19 protein-coding genes, 1 tRNA gene and 1 pseudogene are annotated in these 14805 nt (G+C 51.2%); 10 read left to right on the top strand and 11 right to left on the bottom strand.

Translation table 11 applies throughout. The features are described from left to right. The first annotated feature begins 32 nt into the window (after positions 1-32). Positions 33-117, top strand: a tRNA-Ser gene (locus tag RHJ80_RS07405). Positions 118-267: 150 nt separating this feature from the next. Then, a complete protein-coding gene (locus RHJ80_RS07400) occupies positions 268-564 on the top strand; it encodes a hypothetical protein (protein WP_310800681.1) in 297 nt (98 codons plus the stop codon). Here RHJ80_RS07400 and murQ read toward each other — a convergent pair. Both murQ and RHJ80_RS07390 read right to left on the bottom strand, forming a co-directional pair. Further along, on the bottom strand, positions 561-1487 hold the full coding sequence (gene murQ, locus RHJ80_RS07395) for an N-acetylmuramic acid 6-phosphate etherase (RefSeq protein ID WP_310800679.1): 927 nt from the start codon (positions 1485-1487) through the stop codon (positions 561-563). The genes RHJ80_RS07400 and murQ overlap by 4 nt on opposite strands. Further along, positions 1484-2053 (bottom strand): glyoxalase-like domain protein, encoded by a 570-nt coding sequence (locus tag RHJ80_RS07390; RefSeq protein WP_206199608.1) that lies wholly within the window; start codon positions 2051-2053, stop codon positions 1484-1486. The genes murQ and RHJ80_RS07390 overlap by 4 nt, the downstream gene beginning before the upstream one ends. A gap of 333 nt (positions 2054-2386) precedes the next feature. Here RHJ80_RS07390 and RHJ80_RS07385 point away from each other — a divergent pair, with 333 nt between their 5' ends. Continuing rightward, positions 2387-2923, top strand: coding sequence for a phosphatase PAP2 family protein (locus RHJ80_RS07385; protein ID WP_310800678.1), 537 nt, complete (start codon positions 2387-2389; stop codon positions 2921-2923). A 31-nt stretch (positions 2924-2954) separates the two neighbouring features. On the opposite strand, the gene pdhA is transcribed toward RHJ80_RS07385, so the two are convergent. The 3 genes from pdhA to RHJ80_RS07370 all read right to left on the bottom strand — a co-directional run bounded on the left by pdhA (position 2955) and on the right by RHJ80_RS07370 (position 4714). Continuing rightward, positions 2955-3983, bottom strand: coding sequence for a pyruvate dehydrogenase (acetyl-transferring) E1 component subunit alpha (pdhA, locus tag RHJ80_RS07380; protein ID WP_310800677.1), 1029 nt, complete (start codon positions 3981-3983; stop codon positions 2955-2957). A 203-nt stretch (positions 3984-4186) separates the two neighbouring features. Beyond that, positions 4187-4354: a hypothetical protein gene (locus RHJ80_RS07375; protein ID WP_206199606.1), complete on the bottom strand. Its 168-nt coding sequence runs from the start codon at positions 4352-4354 to the stop codon at positions 4187-4189. A 27-nt stretch (positions 4355-4381) separates the two neighbouring features. After that, a complete protein-coding gene (locus RHJ80_RS07370; RefSeq protein ID WP_206199605.1) occupies positions 4382-4714 on the bottom strand; it encodes a DUF565 domain-containing protein in 333 nt (110 codons plus the stop codon). Between the two features lie 57 nt (positions 4715-4771). On the opposite strand from RHJ80_RS07370, the pseudogene RHJ80_RS13185 reads away from it, so the two are divergent. Further along, positions 4772-4861: pseudogene (locus tag RHJ80_RS13185) on the top strand (alpha-E domain-containing protein); the annotation flags it as partial. Between the two features lie 150 nt (positions 4862-5011). Here the strand turns inward: RHJ80_RS13185 and RHJ80_RS07365 are convergent. Both RHJ80_RS07365 and coaD read right to left on the bottom strand, forming a co-directional pair. Beyond that, positions 5012-5650 carry an ATP synthase F0 subunit B gene (locus RHJ80_RS07365; protein ID WP_310800676.1) on the bottom strand — a complete coding sequence of 213 codons (639 nt, stop codon included), beginning with the start codon at positions 5648-5650 and terminating at the stop codon, positions 5012-5014. Further along, complete coding sequence (gene coaD, locus RHJ80_RS07360; RefSeq protein ID WP_206199602.1) at positions 5605-6111, bottom strand: pantetheine-phosphate adenylyltransferase; 507 nt, start codon at positions 6109-6111, stop codon at positions 5605-5607. Before coaD ends, RHJ80_RS07365 begins: the two co-directional genes overlap by 46 nt. Positions 6112-6858: 747 nt before the next feature. Here coaD and RHJ80_RS07355 point away from each other — a divergent pair. Beyond that, complete coding sequence (locus tag RHJ80_RS07355) at positions 6859-7551, top strand: hypothetical protein (protein ID WP_310800675.1); 693 nt, start codon at positions 6859-6861, stop codon at positions 7549-7551. A 40-nt stretch (positions 7552-7591) separates the two neighbouring features. On the opposite strand, the gene RHJ80_RS07350 is transcribed toward RHJ80_RS07355, so the two are convergent. Beyond that, the gene (locus tag RHJ80_RS07350) at positions 7592-8317 is read right to left on the bottom strand and encodes a hypothetical protein (protein ID WP_310742829.1); all 726 of its coding nucleotides are present in this window, start codon (positions 8315-8317) and stop codon (positions 7592-7594) included. Between the two features lie 145 nt (positions 8318-8462). Between RHJ80_RS07350 and RHJ80_RS07345 the strand changes: the two genes are divergently transcribed. Further along, entirely contained in the window at positions 8463-9143 is a 681-nt protein-coding gene (locus RHJ80_RS07345; RefSeq protein WP_206199599.1) for a response regulator transcription factor, read from the top strand. Position 9144: 1 nt separating this feature from the next. Here the strand turns inward: RHJ80_RS07345 and RHJ80_RS07340 are convergent, their stop codons facing one another. Then, positions 9145-10053: a ChaN family lipoprotein gene (locus tag RHJ80_RS07340; protein ID WP_225901521.1), complete on the bottom strand. Its 909-nt coding sequence runs from the start codon at positions 10051-10053 to the stop codon at positions 9145-9147. 113 nt (positions 10054-10166) lie between these two features. Between RHJ80_RS07340 and RHJ80_RS07335 the strand changes: the two genes are divergently transcribed. From RHJ80_RS07335 to RHJ80_RS07325, 3 genes are all read left to right on the top strand, one after another. After that, positions 10167-11426 (top strand): bifunctional oligoribonuclease/PAP phosphatase NrnA, encoded by a 1260-nt coding sequence (locus RHJ80_RS07335; protein WP_310800674.1) that lies wholly within the window; start codon positions 10167-10169, stop codon positions 11424-11426. Positions 11427-11460: 34 nt separating this feature from the next. After that, on the top strand, positions 11461-11979 hold the full coding sequence (gene sixA, locus RHJ80_RS07330; RefSeq protein WP_310800673.1) for a phosphohistidine phosphatase SixA: 519 nt from the start codon (positions 11461-11463) through the stop codon (positions 11977-11979). Between the two features lie 91 nt (positions 11980-12070). Further along, positions 12071-12445: a hypothetical protein gene (locus RHJ80_RS07325; protein WP_310800672.1), complete on the top strand. Its 375-nt coding sequence runs from the start codon at positions 12071-12073 to the stop codon at positions 12443-12445. Here the strand turns inward: RHJ80_RS07325 and RHJ80_RS07320 are convergent. Both RHJ80_RS07320 and RHJ80_RS07315 read right to left on the bottom strand, forming a co-directional pair. Then, entirely contained in the window at positions 12414-12830 is a 417-nt protein-coding gene (locus tag RHJ80_RS07320; protein ID WP_310800670.1) for a nuclear transport factor 2 family protein, read from the bottom strand. The genes RHJ80_RS07325 and RHJ80_RS07320 overlap by 32 nt on opposite strands. A 79-nt stretch (positions 12831-12909) precedes the next feature. Further along, a complete protein-coding gene (locus tag RHJ80_RS07315; RefSeq protein ID WP_206199593.1) occupies positions 12910-13407 on the bottom strand; it encodes an orange carotenoid protein N-terminal domain-containing protein in 498 nt (165 codons plus the stop codon). 303 nt (positions 13408-13710) lie between these two features. Between RHJ80_RS07315 and RHJ80_RS07310 the strand changes: the two genes are divergently transcribed. Beyond that, positions 13711-14805, top strand: coding sequence for a glycosyl transferase (locus RHJ80_RS07310; RefSeq protein ID WP_310800669.1), 1095 nt, complete (start codon positions 13711-13713; stop codon positions 14803-14805).

Here is a 14805-nt window from a genome sequence, read left to right as displayed (position 1 = left end):
CTTCTGATAGGATAGTAGAACTGCCTAAACGTGGAGAGATGGCCGAGTGGTCGAAGGCGCAGCACTGGAAATGCTGTGTGGGGCAACTCACCGAGGGTTCGAATCCCTCTCTCTCCGTCCTATTGTTATCTTGCCACCACAGAAGGGATCCCTTGCGGCAACCAAGGGAGAGGTGGCTGCCCTAGAATAGAAAACATAGAGAATACTCCCAACGCAGTTAGGGGTTCTTAAGTGCTTAATTTCTAACCCCTTTGAGGATTCTTTACTATGCGTTTCTCCTCAATCCCTTGGATAGTAATTGCCAGTATGCTGCCTGCTGTACCTGTCTTTGCTAATTCCGCTACCATTGGCACGATTCAAGTTAGCCCCGAGTTGCGATCGGCACTGCAATCAGCCCCCGATCCTGCGGCAAACCCCAATGCTGTCCCACCTGCGAGTAATATGGCAGAGATTGAAAACAGCCTAGAGATTTCGCCTGTGCCTACTCGCCCCGATCCAAAGGTGTACAGGCAGTTTGAGGAACCCCGCAATAATCGCGGTCTTGGCTTCAAAGTGGGCATCTAGGGGTTCAGGGCAGCACTTTTGGCCGCGTGCAGTTGGCCATTGTGTTGATCGAGTAGAGCTTGAGCGGCAAGGGCATCCAGTCCTGTCCAGTACATGAGCAGGGCACGCTTCACTTGGTAGCCACTGCGTTCAAGAAGATCCGCTGCTGCTGCGCGATCAATCCCCGTGAGATCCGTGAGAATCCGCAGGGCACGATCCAAGAGCTTACGGTTGCTGACGGCTACATCCACCATACGGTTGCCATAGACTTTGCCCAACTGCACCATCACCCCCGTGGAAATGATATTCAGTGCCATTTTTGTGGCAGTACCGGCTTTCAAACGGGTGGATCCAGCAAGGAGTTCAGGCCCCACCAGTAGGCGAATGTCAATGTCGGCAGCCCGCTGTACCTGATCCGAGGGAACACAGGCCATAAAGACCGTAAGTGCCCCTACTGCTTGCGCTGCATCCAGTGCCCCATGAACATAGGGAGTGGTTCCGCCAGCGGTAATACCCATCACCACATCTTGGGCAGTAATCTGGCGATCGCCCACCACGGCAGCGCCATCTTCGTAGCGATCCTCAAGGCCTTCGGAACTGCGCACAAGGGCAGCCTCACCGCCGGCCAGAATGCCTTGAACCAAATGGGGCGGTGTACAAAAGGTGGGTGGACATTCCGCAGCATCCAAAACCCCCAAGCGACCACTGGTGCCGGCACCAACGTAGAAGAGGCGTCCCCCTTGGCGGAGGCGGGCTGCTGTGGCGGTAATGGTTTGGGCTAAGGCCTCGCGGGCTTGGGCGATCGCCCGCAGCGTTTGGGCATCTTCCTGATTAAACAGATCAACTAGTTCCAAGGGAGTGAGCTGATCCAGATTCTGGCTGGCGGGATTGATCTGCTCCGTCAAGAGATGACCACGACTAGGGAGTTCTTGGAGGTCTGTCATGGCCGCGCCGAAATTTCTGCCATTTCAATCACGGTGCCGTCGTAGTCCTTGACAAGGAAATTGAGGGGGCGATCGCTGCGCATTTTGTAGCGCAACTGCCGCCGTTGAATCCGCAGCAATAGGAGTTCGAGGCACTCACGGTCAAAGCAGACATGGCGCTGACGGTGGCGTTCCCCCTTGCTGGCACCACTAATGACATGCAGTTGGGTATTTTTCTTGAGTTGGTACCACAACCCATCACTAGGGCTGGGGCGCTTGGGGCTGCTGTAGCTCAAGGCCGAGGGCACATAGAGCGGATCCATCGAAGCCACGCCAAGGGTTTGCTCATAGTTGTAGTAGTAGTGCAGCGGTACATCAGCGATCGGCAAATGCAACTCCTGCTCGTAGAACTGCCGCGCGTGCTCCAAATCCGAGACCATGATCGTATAGACCTTGGGGGCACTGGACAAAAAGAGCCACATCGCCCCTGCGTAGCCCATCAGCAGCATGATCATGATCCCCTGGGTGGAGAATACCCCATCCCAGAGACCATCCAGCCAAGCAAACAAAGGAGGAGTCAACAACATGCCAATGTTCTAGGGAAAGCTCCTTTTATTCTAGTGACTATCCTAGTCAACAGACCCAGCAATGGTTTATTCATTGATAAAAATATATTCTTGACGTTGCTGAGACTGGGATCAGCCAAGGGCTGTAGGGGGGTGGGGCGAGGTTATAATCCCTTAATCTGTAAATAATGTTCTCTTAAACACGAGTTTCCCCTAGAACTGTCGTTGTGAGCTATGCCCCTCAGCGCATTTCGCCAGACGAGTGTTTACCAAAAGACAACACCCCAGCCCCCTGCAACATTCCAAATTCCACTTATTTGTGTTTGCGGTTGCTTCTTAGGCATTTGTTTCCTAGTGTTCAGTGGACTTGGCCAACAGTGGGATATTGCTTTGTCCGAGATTGTCCGAACCGTTTTACCGCGTGAGTTTGCTCCTGTTGCAAAATTGTCCTATTTTTCGGGCAATGCCCCCGTTGCTGGCAGTTTGGTGTTTATTTCCCTCGTGATTTTAGGGAGACATCGCCGCTGGCACGAGGTGAGGGCGATCGCGTTCTCGACGCTGTTCATCCTGATTCTCATTGATCGGGTGCTCAAACCGTTCTTTGATGTCGCTCGACCCGATAATCCACTGGTCTTGCACTTGAGCGGGCATAGTTTTCCCAGTGGGCATGCAGCAGGGAATCTTCTGCTGTACTTCCTCTGGAGCTATTTCCTTTCTAAGAAGCGACCAACCTTGAGAGGATTGAGCTATGGAGTCGCGATCGCCCTGATGATTTTAATGGGCATCAGCTCTGTTTATGTGGGTGCCCACTGGGTGAGTGATGTGTTAGCAGGCTACTGTATGGGCTATGCGATTTACTCAGTGACGGTGCGATACCTCGAACGCTCCTAAGTCTTTAGTTGTTTGCTAGGAGCGGCCCAACCTATTCATCCGCAAAGATGTAGTCGTAGAGTTCTTCGGGCTTAGGCTCAGGACTTTCCTCAGCAAAGGCCACAGCATCATCCACAATTGCCTGTACTTTTTGCTCAATGGCACGCAGGTCTTCGCTAGTGGCCAGTTCCTGCTCCACGAGGTAGGCACCCAGCTTTTTGATGGGATCGCGCTTCAGCCAAAATTCTTTCTCTTCTTTGGAGCGCAGTTCATCGGGATCGGCAAGGGAGTGCCCCCGGAAACGGTAGGTCAAAGCTTCAATCAGGGTGGGGCCTTCACCGGCACGGGCGCGGGCGATCGCTGCTTCAGCCACTGTACGCACCGCCAGCACATCCATGCCATCTACTTCCTCACCCACCATGCCAAAGACCTTGGCCTTCTTGTAGATTTCTGTTTGGGAACTGGCACGCTCATGGGCCATACCGATCGCCCACTTGTTATTTTCTACAACGAAAAGAATGGGTAATTTCCAGAGGGCTGCCATATTCAAGCACTCAAAGAACTGGCCATTATTGCTGGCACCATCACCAAAGAAGCAAGCGGTGACCTGATCGGCCTTGGCATCGCCCATCACCTGACGGCGGTACATCGTCTGAAATGCTGCCCCCGTTGCGACTGGAATCCCCTCAGCGACAAAGGCAAAGCCCCCCAAGAGATTATGCTTAGCAGAAAAGAGGTGCATTGAGCCGCCCCGGCCTTTGCTACACCCCGTCGCCTTGCCAAAGAGTTCAGCCATCACTTCACGGGCAGGAACACCGGCGCTCAGGGCATGAACGTGATCGCGATAGGTACTGCACACGTAATCATCGGGACGCATCGCCTTGATCACACCTGTAGAGACTGCCTCTTGACCGTTGTAGAGGTGGACAAAGCCAAACATCCGCCCCCGGTAGTACATTTCGGCACACTTATCTTCAAAGGTGCGCCCCAGTACCATATCTTCATAGAGCATTAACCCCTGCTCACGAGTAATCGTGGTTTGGGGAATGGACAAAGAGGGCAGACTACGCTCTTGAACCATAGCAGGCAGTGATCAACTTAGGGTAAACGCCGTACCAACAGGGCAAGCCGCCGTTGGCATCACACTATTGTACTCAAATTACAGCCCTTTTCTTAAATATGGGAGTGACAAGGGAATGCCAGCCTCTGCTAATCACAGTAAATGAGTATTCCTGCCCCTTGCTGGTTTGCTAAAAAGAGAAGCAAGATAGATGTGGGCAGCAGTCATTGCCTCTGGTCAAAACGTTTTGCTAGGGTCGTTTGCAGACCGTGCCATGCAGTTTCTAGGATGCAACTGGGTAAGTCTCCTTCCTCTGCGGCGGCGATGAGTGCTTCAAGGTCTGCTGGCGGTTCATTGTCGGGAATGGCGATTAAAATTGCCGCAATACTCATTCATGAGGTTTCCAATTGAATTAGCAACTAACTTCCCAGAAGGAAGGCAACGAGGAACAAACCATAGAGGAGACCGAACTTCAAGGCGTTGAGAATTTCGCCAAAGAGAGTTTGCCGCAGTTTCCAGCGATCGCTATAGAACATAGCACTAATCACTTCAGCAATAATTGCTACGATGCTCGAGGCCACAATATCTAAATAGCCCAATTGACCTGCACTCGAGGAAATGGCTAAGCCCAAGAACACCCCAAAGAGAAAGGCAATACTCAGTGTTGCTAGCCGTCGCCACGGATTTTTTAACTGCTCTTGAATCCCGGCGCCTAAACGATCAAGCAGGGTATTAAGACGGGTTTGCTGCATATACTCAGGACGGGAAAAGGTTGCTAGAGTGGGCAGAGAGTGAATGCTTGCCAGTATATGTTAAGTCGTGTTGCCGATGTCGTCTATGGGTTAAATCGTTCCATTGAGTGGGCAGAGAATATTGCTTGTTTGGTTGATGTCAACATTAAATGTCCTAAAATGTCCTAAAAGGCATGCACGAGTTCCTCGATCACTTGCAGCAGCAAATGAATGAGGTGGATACGCAAATTTTTCAAACGTTCTTTACCCTAGAGCCTGTGAAAGCCCGCTAGCGTGACAATTGAATTGGGGTATTGCCTAGGGTTGACGGTGGGCTTGGTGCTGCTTGAGGTATTGGCGCCCATTTTGAATCACCGCTAGCATTTCCTTGAATTGGCGTTCCATTTCCGCAAGGGTGCGATCGGCATAGGCATCCGCTTCCTGTTGCCGCTCTTGACATTCATGGCGGGTCACTTGGCGCAGATGGGCTAGTTCTTTTTCTGTGTTTTGCCGTAGCAGATTGATTTCCTCGATCGCGCGCTGGCGCATAAACTCCACCTCTTGCTGCACCTGCTGGCGAATTTTTTGGGCTTCGAGTTCTGCCTGCTGGCGAATCCGCAGTTCATCGGCAATTTGGGCAGCGCGTTGCTCTGCGGCACGGATAATTTCTTGGGCGCGGTGCTGGGCCTGTTTAATGATCTCATCCCGCTGATTGAGAATCCGCTGCGCTGTCTTCAATGATTCGGGGATCGCCTGTTCAATGTGGGCAAGCTGATTCAGGATCTGCTCTTCATCAATGAGTTTGCGGCCGGTCAGCGGGATCTTCGTCCCTTCGAGAATCAGGAGTTCTTCCAGCTTTTCCAATTGTTGCAGGAGTTGCAGCGGTACGGAAGGGACATCAAGCGCTTCATTTACTCCAGTGGTCGTTGAGATGCGATCGGCGTTTGAGTAAAGCATGCTTCTAAATCCTTTGCAACAGTGGCTGGTACTAGATGACGAACATTACCGCCAAATCGGGCAATTTCTTTTACTAAGCTACTACTTAAGAAACTATACTCATTGGACGTGGTGAGGAACACGGTCTCAATCTCTGGCCAGAGGCTTTTATTGGTGTGGGACATCTGCAGCTCGTATTCAAAGTCCGACAGAACCCGTAGCCCCCGCAGAAGAACTGTTGCCTGTTGCGATCGCGCGTACTCAACGGTGAGGCCATCAAAGGTATCCACCCGCACATTTTTTAAGTGGACAGTTGCCGCCTGCACTTGTTTGATCCGCTGCGCCACGCTAAAGAGGGCTTTTTTCTGAGGGTTATGGGCGATCGCCACAATCACTTCACTAAAGAGACGAGCACCCCGCTCAATAATGTCCAAGTGCCCTAGGGTAATGGGATCGAAACTTCCAGGATAAACAGCAAGCATAGGCGGCTCAATAACGAGATGAGAGGTTAAACAGCATCAAGGGTAAGACAATCATCGCTGATTTCTCGGAACAGCGGATACCATTGCTGCATTGGCAGGCCACTCGCGATCGCCCCAGAAATTTTCTGACTGTATCTTTGCCGATCAACCCTACAACCAAGGGGATGAATGATCCCCGTCTGTGGATAGAAATGGAGCTGCTGCAATTAATAAAAATTAATGTAAAGAGTTGTAATCAGAATATAAAAAAAATCAAATCATTATTACAGCTTTATTGACAACATTTGTAGCCTTAGCTACCAAATTTAGGCTCAATATGAACTAATGTAAACGATTTCTTAAATTTTGCAGTGTCACGTAGCGGCTATGTTACAGAATGGTGACGCAAAACTATTTGTATTAATCAATACTTGACACTATTTGTATCAATCAATACTTGACGATCTCAGATCTGAGCATTTATAACAGAAACATGTTTCATCCAACACAGTTAGAGTTCTCTTTTAACTTAAATACCGTAAATTTACTTGTAAACCTGAAGTGATTGGTGTTTCCCTGATGACGATGATTAGTTTTTTGAATAACTATTTGGTTATGTTAACTTGCTTCCCTAGTCCCTGCGTTTGTTAAACAAGTATTAAGTATTCATCATTGACTTAACTTCTTACACATCTGAAAGTACGTGCATGTCACGTGCCTCTCTCCCTTTTGCTGCTATGTCCCGTCCTAACTGTGAGGGTTCCCCCTATGAATATTTCTCCAGTCACTCGCTACTATATGCGGCGCTTACTGGCAGAGCATCCCGCCATTCAATCCTATGTTGCCCGTGACACACACCCACTGGGCATTGAGGAAGAATACCTAGAGCGTTACATTAATCTAGATCATTTAACCTATCCACAACTGAATCAATTAGAATTTCTCATTGAGTTACATCAAAAAATAAAAGTTAACGAACCACATCAAACTCACCAGCTTCAACAGATTGAGCAGAAAATTTTTGACCTCATTGGTATTCAACTTCCTGTCTCCCACAGTGCCTTAACAGATTTGATGTCTTTCTTTAGTCAGGTTGCGGAAACTCAAGAGCAGATTCCTGTGCCTAGGGTAAACCATGAATCGACAAACCTTGCTGATTACTATGAATACTGTCGGCGAATTACAGAAGTAACGGTACGCTACCTTGGCAAAATGATTGTCACTAACTATTGGTTATTGACACGACCCCGTGAAAGCTGGTTGGCGCAAATTCAAGTGGAGCAGTTCCACAACCGTAACTTCACGCCCCACGATCAACTTTTAACCAACTATGAAGTCGAAACCTTGCAACGGTGGATTCATGATTTCATTCGGCATTGCTGTCGTGTCCTGCCCACTCTACCGCGCCTTCTCTTGGCGGCAGGAGTTCCTTCCCACCTGCTCTACGATCTCGTTCGTTAACGGTCAGGTTATTCCCGAAACGGGCTTCCCTATGCAAATATCAATGGAAATCAAAAGGTTCTAGGAGCGTTTGCAGCACGGTGGGCAACTTCTCGGCTAGCTCTTGGGAATGGCTATAGATGAGGCGCTGGCGACTGGGAACTTCAATGGGAAGAGGCGCCCGCTGGCTGGGGTGCTCCTGCTGAATGACAAGGAGTTGATTGCGGCGTTTACTGGCTAGGGCATAGCCCAGTTCGAGGGCAACCATTGCATGCAACTGTTCATTCCCACTCCCATCTGCAATAAAGAGCAGTGAGCGACGCAATTGGGTGATCACGGGACTATCCAGACGCAGAGGAGCCGTGGCTGAGCGTGGGCTTTCGACCAGTTCCAAGGGGAAGCGACTAGGGGTATTGGTCACAAATGCTTTGAGGGCGGTGCGAATCTCGTCACTACTGGGGCTATCGGCGGGACTGAAAAAGAGGGTCGGTTCCAAGTAACTCAGGCGATCGCTCTTGATGAAATAGATTTCATGACTGAGAACATCAATGTTGGCGATCGTATAGCTGCCACTGCCCTCAATATAAAATTCCACCGTTTCCCCAAGGCGATAGCGTTGAAACCACTCCGAACGCTGCACCGTTTCTAAGTCATCGAGAAAATCTGCCCGCAATGCCGTTTTCAGCAAGCTACTTTTGTTGAGCCGTAGATCGTGGGGACGTTGCTCGATGTGTTCGAGGGGTTCATACTGCGGTAGGTACCATGCCCGCAGCGCAATAATCGCCATTCAATTATTCCACCTAGGTATTGCCAATTATGTTAGAGCATAAATACAGTCCTTTTCTGGGGTACACAGATGAGCACTGGCTGAGCGTATTCCATCCGTGTGAAAAGGGCTGTAAATTAAGTCCTACGGGCATAGGAGACAGCCAATGACAGCAAAATTATTGCTGGTGGATGATGAGCCGGGGGTGCGCGAGGCGGTAACGGCCTATTTAGAGGACAGTGGCTTTGAGGTGACAGCAGTGGCCAATGGTCAAGCGGCTCTGGAGTATCTAGAAACCAATGTGCCCGACCTGATTATTACGGATATTATGATGCCGCAGATGGATGGCTATGCTTTTTTGGAAACGGTGCGCCAACAGCCCCATCTCAACCATATTCCCGTTATCTTCCTCACAGCGCGGGGCATGAAGCGCGATCGCATCCAAGGGTATGATGCTGGCTGTGATGCCTACCTAGCCAAACCCTTTGACCCCGATGAACTGGTGGCCATCATTAAAAATCTGCTGCGGCGGCAAGCGGCTGCTCGCGATGAGGCCGAACCCAATCTGGCCAATCTAGCCCAACAAATTGCCGAACTGCGGGCAATGCTCGTCCAACAGGGCAAACGCAATCCCACGGCTCCCCCAATTCAACTGGATCTCACCCCCCGCGAAGCCAGTGTGCTGCAACTGGTGGTCAAGGGTCTGATGAATAAGGAAATTGCCAGCCAACTGAATACTAGTGTTCGCAATATTGAAAAGTATGTCAGTCGCCTCTTTGTGAAAACCGGTACCAGTAGCCGCACAGAACTCGTGCGCTTTGCCCTTGAACATGGCTTGGCTGATTAGGTTAGAGAGAGGGATCATTTTGCCAGAACCAGTCGGCAATGCGGGGTTTGGCTTTTTCCGTTGCTGTTGGGTTGAGGAGGATAATTGCTTGGCGGAGGTTGGGGGAGAGCCGTCGCTGTACCCGTTGGGGAATGCCATCGCCAAAATAAACATGACCCCGCCCCGTCAGCACCACAATCAGGCGATCGGGATGCCGCTGATGCTGTTTAGCAATGACTTTGGCCATGGTTTCATCCCAAAGAACTTGAGCTTGGTAAAAGAAGTCAAAATTCATACTGTGGCTCATCCCTTGATGGGCAGCAACAAAAATCTCCTGCAGGCGATCGCGATAGGCAGTGTTGCTCAAGTCAATATCTGATAGGGGTGGAATATAGCGAAAATCATCTTCCCCTAAGCTCTCTAGACCTTGGCGTGCCACTTGGCGGGTGACTTCGGTGGGCGTATTCAGGGCAATCAGGGGAATCTGCTGCTCCTTGGCAAAGCGAAAAATCGGTGCATACAGCGACCAAGGAAACCCCCAGCGCTGGGCATATTGGGTTTGCTCCAGCAATTCCATTTCCGTAATTTCACCGCCAATGTAGGCATCGAGGGCGGCTTGAAAGGGACGCTGCATCATTTCAAGAGCGATCGCTAGGGGGCGACCCCGCCGTTGCAATTCCTGCAAAATCAACAGTTGCGCCTGATGGTCAGCAGCGCTGTCATGGGTTTCACCCAAATAGAGGATGTGTTTCTGCTGCCACTCATCGTAGGCTCGCTGCAAGGATACCAATTCACTGCCTCGCCACACCTGCTGCGCTTTCACACTGTGGGTTCCCGCCAAAAACAGCGCGATCGCTAAAGTAAAAGCTAAAGGCTGCCAAGCAGGGGAGGATCGCCACTGGCGCAACCGCTGTCCAAGGGGGGATGCCAAACGATAAAATATCTGCCAAGATCGAGATAGAGTCGTTGACGGTATGGTGACGACAATTATCTTCTGCGCGTTCCCCATTGGGTTCAACCCTGTTATCCAACGCTGAAACAACTATGCAATCTCCCTATCCACTTGAACTCAGTGACCCCGCTGCCAGTGACGTCGGTTCCACTCATCCTGAACTGAATGGTAACGCACTGGTGAAATCGGAGACGACCTCTACAGAATTGGCCAAGGCGGAAGTTCGCTTGAGTGACCCTCGCGCCGAAGCGCTGCGGCAAATGTTGGAACGCCATCGCGGTACGCGGCAGTTGATTATTCTCCAAGATTTTCCTGACCCCGATGCCCTCTCTTCGGCATGGACCTATAAGCTTATTGCTGAGCAGTTTGAGATTCAGTGCGATATTGCCTACGCCGGTGCCCTGAGCCATCAGGAGAATATCACCCTAGTGCGGCTGACGGGGATGCCCCTTGTGCGCTGGGCGGTGCAAGGTACGAAAAATAAAGATCAGCGGGATTGTACCTGTTACCAAGGCTACGTTCTCATTGACAACCAAGGCACCACCAGTCAATTGCTGCCCATGGTACAGGAGGCAGGCCTGCCCGCGATCGCCATCATTGATCACCACAGTCTCCAAGAAGCCATTCAAGCCGAGTTTACAGACATTCGACCCACGACCCGCGCCACGGCTACCATCTTTACCCAATACCTGCAAGCGGGGCTACTCACCCTCGACAGTAGCAACCCAGTTCACGTGAAATGTGCCACGGCTCTGATGCATGGCCTGCGCTCTGACACCGATTGCCTCAAGCAAGCCAAAGAAGAGGACTTTCTCGCAGCCGCCTTCCTGAGTCGTTTTATTGATTATCAACTGCTGAACACCATTTTGCAGTCCCACCGCTCGAAGCAGGTGATGGATGTGATCGAGCGATCGCTGAAAAACCGTTCTATTCACAACAATTTCTCAATTTCTGGCGTGGGCTATATCCGCTACGAAGACCGCGATGCCATTCCCCAAGCGGCGGATTTCCTTGTGACTGAAGAGAACGTCCACACTGCCGTTGTCTATGGCCTTGTCCACGACGAAGATGAAGAGGTGGAACTGATTATCGGTTCGCTACGCACGACAAAAATTACCCTTGACCCTGACGAATTTATCAAAGAGGCCTTTGGTAAGGATGGCCAAGGACGCTTCTTTGGTGGGGGTCGCTCCCAAGCCGGCGGTTTTGAAATTCCCGTGGGCTTCTTGTCGGGTCTCAATGAGAATCCAGAATACGCTAAACTCAAGTGGAGCGTTTACGATACGCAGATTAAGCAGAAGCTCCTCCACCTCGTCAATCCGAAGAACAATGTCCTCCACGGTACGGAGTAAGGCACTGTTCGTAGTAATCAAGTTTTAGGTCTTTATGACGGAGCTAACAGTCCTTTTTTTCCGCCACGGAATCGCGGTCGAACGGGAAGTGTTTGAAGGCAGTGATAGCGATCGCCCCCTGACGGCCAAAGGCGAAAAGAAAACCCAGCAGATTGCGCGGCGGTTACTTGATCTAGGCATTGAGGCAGAACTGATTCTCTCCTCCCCACTAGTGCGGGCACGGCAAACGGCAGAAATTCTCCTTGAAGTGGGGGTTGCCCCCGATCTGATGATTTCTGACCTGTTGGCTCCAAGCGGTTGTTTGCTAGATTGGCTCCATTGGCTAAATCACTGGCGTCAAGATCATGAGGGTGCCCTGATTGCCGTGGGTCATGAACCCAATCTCAGTCACTGGACCGAACTGCTCATCTGTGGTAAAGCCTTGGGACACCTCCAGCTCAAGAAAGCCGGCATTATTGGCCTGCAGATTCCAGAAACCGATCCCCTTGGTAATAGTCAACTCTTTTGGCTGACGCCTCCCAAGTTTTTACTTAATGGCAGTGGCCTTGCCTGACTACAGGTGTCCATTCCGATGCTTCGACCCTCTCGCCACTGCTCTCCCTAAAGCGACAAAATAGAAGTACAGCCTGCCACAGGATAGAATCGTGAATTCTGAGTCGGAAATTACGGAGCATTTACCGCCCGATGTTCTCAGTTGGCTGTATGCCTATCAGCGGGAGCATCAATTTACTAGCCTTGAAGCGGCAATAGTTGACATTGTCTGCAAGTTTTATATTCAAGCGGAGCATTTGCCTGAACGGGTGGCGGATCTAGAGCGACGGGTGAATGCCCTCAGCCGTGAAGTGATTCATCTGCGTCAACAACTGCCCGAAAACTGCGATCGCCTACGGGAACAGTTGGCAGCGGTGCGCCTGAGTCATTCGGGCATTCTCCACAATTTGCGCGATCGCGTGGAGGCCTTAGAGTCCGAGGTGTTTTCCGGTCGCCCTAGCGCTGCTGACGTAGAGGCTGATAGTTGAGGAGTTCCTCCAAGGTTGCCAGCAAATCCACTTTCACAAATGTGATTTGATCCTCAGCATTGAGGCCAAATTGCCAAGCCACATTGACGCTAAAAAGGGGGAGTGTAACTTTACCCACAAGGCGGTAGCGACGTTCTGTGCCCTCTGTGCTTAGTAGTTCTCCTTTAAGGGGTTCTGCCCGCATACCCACGGCTTCAAGGTGGAGATAATGGGCGATCGCCCCCCGACCCACCACGGCATCCTCAAAGGGCGGATAGAGCACTCCCTGCTCGGCAAACAGAGCTGCCACAGCCTCGTAGCGTTCGTCGTTGAGGGCAGCAAAATAGGCAGTTATAGTTGGCTCATCAATGCCGAGAATGGGACTTCCTTGAACAGGATGGGTCATGGTTTCAGTTCCTCAGTGGTTTGTATCTGGACAAAAAAAGGGAGCACATTGCCCCCTTGCGTAACCCATGGCATCTCAATTAGACAGCCAGCGGATCCACACCCATGGCGACCACTGCATTCCGCAGGACAGTAATCTGTTGACCAAAGTCAAGGGCTTTGATGGCTGCAAACACGCGATCGGCATCGCGGCTGAGGGTATAACCGGGGGGCACAGGTACCACAAACCCCTGTTTCATCAGTTCTGCCAGTTGATACCAGAAGGCGAGCTTGGTGTTGGGGCTAAAGACACCGTAGGCACGGGTGAGAGGGGTGTCCACATTGGCCACCAAGTCGCGCATGAATTGAAGTTGATCATCGAAACTGAGTGCTTTGACCTGATTGAGCAGTCCTTCCGCCAGTTGTAGGCGAGCCGTACCGGGGGCGGCGGCTGTAATCGAACGACCCGTTTCGGTGTAGATGAACCACAGAAGTCCTAGTTTGTCATCCACACTCAGGCAGTTGAAAAGAGTGGTAACCTCTTGAACGGCTGTGGCCAGTGTCGAGGGAGTGAAACGAGTATCGGTGGTATAGGTCATACAGCTTCAGAGATGTTGAACGTCTAGCGTGTTGCTATGCTTATCTCTGCCTCCTAGTCAACAGTATGTTACATATCTTCATAAAAAGCAACACAAGTTTATAAATACCGAAAATAAATCTATCTTATGCTTCATTTGGATAGAATGAAATAAATCTATTATAGCCACCCAGAGCGAGACGGGTCTGATTTGAGCCATCTGTTCCCCGCCTGTTCCCACTTCTTCAGAAAAAAGCGGTTTGGCACACCAATCGAGAGTTGTTACAAATGTTAAGATTGCATCGGTTTTGGCAAGAACACACCTGTGGCTCGACCGACCCTCTACGTGGCAATCACAAACCATGGCTTTGGTCATGTGGCGCGGACAACGGCGCTGGTGAATGCCATTCGCCGCCAAGTGCCTGATCTCTTGCCACTGATCGTGACGGCAGCTCCCTATTGGTTGTTGCAGGCGAATCTGGAGGGGGAGTTTATTCATCGTCCCCGTGCCCTTGATCTGGGGGTCGTACAAGCCGATAGTTTGCAAATGGATTTGCCTGCAACCCGTGCCAAGCTCTTGGAACTTCAGGCGGCAGCCCCTGAGTTGATCCGCGCCGAGGCAGAGTTTATTCAGCAAAATCGGGCACAGTTGGTGCTAGCGGATATTCCCCCTTTGGCGGTGGCGATCGCCCATGCAGCGGGGGTGCCCTGTTGGATGGTTAGTAACTTTGGCTGGGATTTTATCTATCGCTCCTTTGGCGATGACTTTAGCGAGATTGCGGATTGGGTGAGTAATCTTTATAGCGGGTGCGATCGCTTGTTTCAACTGCCCTTTGCGGAACCCCTCAATGCCTTTCCCCACAAGGAACCCGTGGGACTGACGGGAGCTGAACCGCGTTTTGAGCCAGAGGAGTTGCGGCAGCGCCTTGGCCTCACCACTCCCCGCGATCGCACAGTTCTTTTAACCTTTGGCGGCCTGAGCTTGCAAGCGATTCCCTATGAGACCCTCAAGGGGTTTCCCGATTGGCAGTTCCTTACCTTTGATACCAGTGCCCCTGAGGACTTACCGAACCTACGGAAGCTCTGTGGCCGTCAACTGCGCCCGGTGGATGTGATGCCTCTCTGTGGTCGAGTCGTGTCCAAGCCCGGCTATGGCACCTACGCGGAGGCCTGTCGCTTGGGGGTACCGGTGGCAACGATTCGTCGTGATGATTTTGCTGAAGGGCCTGTTTTGGTGGCGGGATTGCAGGCACATCATTTCCATCAAATTCTCAGCCATGAAGAATTTTTTGGTGGTCACTGGCACTTTTTGCACGCAGAACCCCAGCCGCCCCAAGACCCCACCCCCTTGGATCTCAATGGCAATTCTATGATCGCCACCGCTGTTGCCTATTATTTGAATAACTGCTCATCACAATAG

The sequence above is a fragment of the Thermosynechococcus sp. QS41 genome (assembly GCF_031583515.1).
In the GTDB taxonomy this organism is placed as follows: Bacteria; Cyanobacteriota; Cyanobacteriia; order Thermosynechococcales; family Thermosynechococcaceae; genus Thermosynechococcus.
The sequence above is the reverse complement of the archived record's forward strand: the minus strand, read 5'-3'. Positions and strand labels throughout refer to the sequence as shown.

What these genes read in the sequence shown, in the direction of transcription:
- RHJ80_RS07400 (WP_310800681.1), top strand. Translation starts at nt 268, where the DNA reads ATGCGTTTCTCCTCAATCCCTTGGATAGTAATTGCCAGTATGCTGCCT.
- murQ (WP_310800679.1), bottom strand. Translation starts at nt 1,487, where the DNA reads ATGACAGACCTCCAAGAACTCCCTAGTCGTGGTCATCTCTTGACGGAG.
- RHJ80_RS07390 (WP_206199608.1), bottom strand. Translation starts at nt 2,053, where the DNA reads ATGTTGTTGACTCCTCCTTTGTTTGCTTGGCTGGATGGTCTCTGGGAT.
- pdhA (WP_310800677.1), bottom strand. Translation starts at nt 3,983, where the DNA reads ATGGTTCAAGAGCGTAGTCTGCCCTCTTTGTCCATTCCCCAAACCACG.
- RHJ80_RS07375 (WP_206199606.1), bottom strand. Translation starts at nt 4,354, where the DNA reads ATGAGTATTGCGGCAATTTTAATCGCCATTCCCGACAATGAACCGCCA.
- RHJ80_RS07370 (WP_206199605.1), bottom strand. Translation starts at nt 4,714, where the DNA reads ATGCAGCAAACCCGTCTTAATACCCTGCTTGATCGTTTAGGCGCCGGG.
- RHJ80_RS07365 (WP_310800676.1), bottom strand. Translation starts at nt 5,650, where the DNA reads ATGCTTTACTCAAACGCCGATCGCATCTCAACGACCACTGGAGTAAAT.
- coaD (WP_206199602.1), bottom strand. Translation starts at nt 6,111, where the DNA reads ATGCTTGCTGTTTATCCTGGAAGTTTCGATCCCATTACCCTAGGGCAC.
- RHJ80_RS07355 (WP_310800675.1), top strand. Translation starts at nt 6,859, where the DNA reads ATGAATATTTCTCCAGTCACTCGCTACTATATGCGGCGCTTACTGGCA.
- RHJ80_RS07350 (WP_310742829.1), bottom strand. Translation starts at nt 8,317, where the DNA reads ATGGCGATTATTGCGCTGCGGGCATGGTACCTACCGCAGTATGAACCC.
- RHJ80_RS07345 (WP_206199599.1), top strand. Translation starts at nt 8,463, where the DNA reads ATGACAGCAAAATTATTGCTGGTGGATGATGAGCCGGGGGTGCGCGAG.
- RHJ80_RS07335 (WP_310800674.1), top strand. Translation starts at nt 10,167, where the DNA reads ATGCAATCTCCCTATCCACTTGAACTCAGTGACCCCGCTGCCAGTGAC.
- sixA (WP_310800673.1), top strand. Translation starts at nt 11,461, where the DNA reads ATGACGGAGCTAACAGTCCTTTTTTTCCGCCACGGAATCGCGGTCGAA.
- RHJ80_RS07320 (WP_310800670.1), bottom strand. Translation starts at nt 12,830, where the DNA reads ATGACCCATCCTGTTCAAGGAAGTCCCATTCTCGGCATTGATGAGCCA.
- RHJ80_RS07315 (WP_206199593.1), bottom strand. Translation starts at nt 13,407, where the DNA reads ATGACCTATACCACCGATACTCGTTTCACTCCCTCGACACTGGCCACA.